This is a genomic window from Brevundimonas sp. CURTG3B2_SDJG (genome assembly GCF_057364705.1).
The window spans coordinates 1-3,753 of sequence record NZ_JBNFOJ010000267.1 but is presented as its reverse complement, the minus strand read 5'-3'; the positions used below and the strand labels follow the sequence as shown (position 1 = coordinate 3,753).

At 71.5% G+C, this 3,753-nt stretch carries 3 protein-coding genes and 1 pseudogene; all 4 read left to right on the top strand.

Annotated elements, in window-relative coordinates; all coding sequences use genetic code 11:
* The coding region (locus AC2W7C_RS14730; RefSeq protein WP_486002091.1) for a PhoH family protein at positions 1 to 728 on the top strand (728 nt) is incomplete at its 5' end.
* A gap of 117 nt (positions 729 to 845) precedes the next feature.
* A complete protein-coding gene (gene ybeY, locus AC2W7C_RS14725) occupies positions 846 to 1,196 on the top strand; it encodes an rRNA maturation RNase YbeY (protein WP_486002090.1) in 351 nt (116 codons plus the stop codon).
* Positions 1,197 to 1,218: 22 nt separating this feature from the next.
* Positions 1,219 to 2,789 (top strand): annotated as a pseudogene (gene lnt / locus AC2W7C_RS14720) (apolipoprotein N-acyltransferase).
* Between the two features lie 167 nt (positions 2,790 to 2,956).
* Positions 2,957 to 3,373: a helix-turn-helix domain-containing protein gene (locus AC2W7C_RS14715; protein ID WP_486002089.1), complete on the top strand. Its 417-nt coding sequence runs from the start codon at positions 2,957 to 2,959 to the stop codon at positions 3,371 to 3,373.
* Positions 3,374 to 3,753 lie beyond the last annotated feature (380 nt).

Sequence of the window (3,753 nt, the reverse complement as noted above, 5' to 3'; positions counted from 1 at the left end):
CGCGGGGCCAGGGAAGCGTCGCGCCCGACGCCATCGCCCTGCCCGTGGGCCGGCGGGGCGCCATCGCCCCCAAGACGGCGGCCCAGGCCCGCTACCTGGAAATGCTGTCGCGCTGCGAGCTGACCTTCGGCGTCGGTCCGGCGGGGACCGGCAAGACCTTCCTGGCGGCGGCCTACGGCGCCTCGCTGCTCAGACGCGGGCAGGTGGATCGCCTGGTCATCACCCGGCCGGCGGTCGAGGCCGGCGAGAAACTCGGCTTCCTGCCGGGCGACCTGAACGAGAAGGTCGATCCCTATCTGGCCCCCATCTGGGAGGCGCTGAACGACATCCTGGGGCCCGACGACGTCCGCCGGCGGCGCGACAAGGGCGAGATCGAGGCCGCGCCGATCGCCTTCATGCGCGGCCGGACCCTGGCGCACGCGTTCATCATCGTGGACGAGGCGCAGAACACCTCGCGGCTGCAGATGAAGATGGTGCTGACCCGGCTGGGCGAGGGGGCGCGCATGGTGGTGACCGGCGACCCGTCGCAGGTCGACCTGCTGAACCCGCGTGATTCCGGCCTGGGGCACGCGCTGCGCATCCTGGACGGGGTGGAAGGCGTGGGGGTGCAGCGGTTCGAGGCCCAGGACGTCGTGCGCCACGCCATGGTCGAGCGGATCGTGCGGGCCTACGACGCCGACGCGGCGCGGAGCCGACCGACGCCGGACCTCGAGGACTCCGGCCGGTGATCGAGGTGGAGGTCGAGGACCTGGCCTGGACGTCGGCGCTGCCGACGGCGGCGGCGGTCGCCGAACGCGCGGCGGCGGCGGCCCCTGAAGGCGGCTTCGACCGCCGGGGGCGACATCGTGGTCCTGCTGACCGACGACACGACCATCCGGGACCTGAACGCCCGGTTTCGGGCGAAGGACAAGCCGACGAACGTCCTGTCCTTCCCGGCGGCCGAGAGCGCCCGGCCGCACCTGGGCGACCTGGTGCTGGCCCACGGCGTGTGCGTCCAAGAGGCGGCGGAGCAGGGCAAGACGCTGGCGGACCATCTGGCCCATCTGACGGTGCACGGCGTCCTGCACCTGCTGGGCCGCGACCACGAGGACGAGAATGAGGCCGAGGCGATGGAGGCCGAGGAGCGATCCATCCTTGCCAGCCTGGGCGTCGCGGACCCATACGAGAGCCATGAACATCCTTACGGCGACGGTTGACGACGACAGCCCCCGATCACGGCTGATCCTGCGCCTGGGCCGCATCGCGCTGGCGCTGGCCGCCGGGGCGGCCGCCGCGCTGGCGCATCCGCCGTTCGGCCTGCTTCCGGGCCTGCTGGGCTATGCGGTGCTGATGATCCTGGCCGAGCGTTCGGCGACCGTCCGGGGCGGCTTCTGGATGGGCTGGCTGGCCGGCTTCGCCTATTTCTTCATCAGCTGCTGGTGGGTGGCCGAGGCCTTCCTGGTCAATCCCGCCCAGGCCTGGATGGCCCCCTTCGCCGCCTCGCTTCTGCCGATCGGGCTGGGCCTGTTCTGGGGGACGGCGACGGCGCTCTATCGCCGTTTCACCCCCGCAGGCATGAAGCGGGTTCTGGCCTTCGCGGCGCTGTTCTGCCTGCTGGAGTGGCTGCGCGGCCATGTGCTGACCGGCTTCCCGTGGAACCCCGCGGGGGCCAGCTGGAAGGCGGGCTCGGCCGCGTCGCAGTTCGCGGCGACGGCCGGGGTCTATGGATTAAGCTTCGTCACCGTGGCGGCCGCGCGGCCTTCGGCCCGCTGCTGGCGCCGGGACCGCGCAAGGCGCGCGTGGTCACCGCCGTTCTGGGCGTCCTGGCGGTCGCGGCCCTGCTGGTCGGCGGAACGGCGCGGCTGTCACAGGCGCGGCTGGAGCTGACGCCGACCCTGGTCCGCATCGTCCAGGCCGACGTGGCGCAGGAATCGAAATGGTCGCCCGAGGCCTATCAGGGCATCGTCGACCGCTATGTGAACCTGACGGGCCGCCCAGGCGCGGCCCTGCCCGACCTGGTGATCTGGCCCGAGGGCGCCCTGCCCGCCGCGGCCAACGACGTCTTCGCCGCCGGCGCGCCGGAAGCGCAGCAGATCCAGCGCGCGCTTCAGCCGGGACAGACGTTGATCGTCGGTCTGGGCCGCGGCGAGCCCGATGACCGCGCCCCCGCCGGCGCGCGCTACTACAACAGCCTGTTCCTGGTGCGAAACACGGGCGGCCCGGTCCCGGAGGTGGCGTCGGCCTACGACAAGTATCGGCTGGTGCCGTTCGGCGAGTACCTGCCGGCGGGCGACGTCCTGGGCGCGCTGGGCGTGCGCAGCCTGACCCATATGCCGCTGGACTTCAGCCCCGGTCCGCGGCCGGCTCCGATCGACATTCCCGGCGTTCCGCGGACCCAGCCGCTGATCTGCTACGAGAGCCTGTATCCGGGCTTCACCCCGGGCGCCGCGGGCCGGCCGGGCTGGATCGTCAACATCTCGAACGACGCCTGGTTCGGCCGGACCTCGGGTCCGCTGCAACATCTGAACCTGGCCAGCTACCGCGCCATCGAGACGGGCCTGCCGGTGGTGCGCTCCACCCCGACCGGGGTCTCGGCCATGATCGACCCGTGGGGGCGGGTGGTCGGCGACCAGCGGCTGGATCCCGGCGAGAGCGGCGTCATCGACGCCCGCCTGCCTCGGCCAGCGGCGGTCACCTTGTACGGCCGCGTCGGCGATCTGCTGTTCTGGCTGGCGGTCCTGGCCGGGTTGGCGACGGCCGCGCCCTGGGGCCGGCTGCGCGCGCGGCGGTCCGTCGAAACCGACGCCTGAAGGCAGCCGAAGCCCTGCGAAACGCCCGGATTCCCGCCACGCGGGAGGGGCTTCGGAGCCGTTGCAACCGAGGCGCTCGGGGCGCTCTCCCTTTTGGTGTTTTTTGATGACAGGCCGGGTCGAGGGGCGCATGCAAGCTGCGCTGAAGCGACTTGAGGCGAGGGACGATGGCGAGAGGCAAGGGCGAGGACGGACCTCATCCCGTAGACCGGCACGTGGGGCGCAGGGTCTGCGAGAAGAGGCTTGCATTAGGCTACAATCAGAGCGACCTCGGCCGCGCGCTGGGCCTGACGTTCCAGCAGATCCAGAAGTACGAGAAGGGCGCCAACCGCATCTCGGCGTCGAAGCTGTGGGACATCGCCCGCTTCTTCAAGGTGGATATCGGCTATTTCTTCGAAGGCCTGACGGGCGCTCAGATCGCGGGCATGGCCGAGGGCGTGGCGGCCTTCGACCACGACTTCCCGGCGACCCGCTACACGATCGAGATCGGCCGCCTGGCGCCCCAGCTTTCCAGCCGGCAGCAGAAGCTGGCGCTGGAGCTGATCCGCGACATGGCCGACCGCAAGGAGACGGACGAGGACTGACCTCCTCGCGCCGGTCGATCCCTACTCCTGATCCCGGCGACGCTGGCCGAAGGTGGGCGCGCGTTCCTTCTGCTCGGCCCAGTAGGCGGCGCCGTCGCGCGGCTTGAACATGGTCTTGGGCACGCCCTCGCCCGACACCACCGCGAAGGTGTTGGTCGAGGCCTGGTAGAGCAGGACGTCGCCGTTCGGCCGCTCGACCCGTTCGGTCCCGGGCGGCGGGTTGGCGGTGAAGGCCTCGACCTTGGCAGATAGTCGAGCGCGGTCCGGGACCCGAAGTCCGCGCCGTTGCGCTCGAACAGCCGGACGATCTTCTGATCCACGGTCTCACGGCGGTTGGCGGTGAGGACGGGGCTTTGGCCTTCTCGGGGCGCCGCGGCCTC

Bases quoted from the DNA above. Each gene is read 5' to 3' on its own strand.
- AC2W7C_RS14715 (WP_486002089.1), top strand. From the start codon at position 2,957: ATGGCGAGAGGCAAGGGCGAGGACGGACCTCATCCCGTAGACCGGCAC.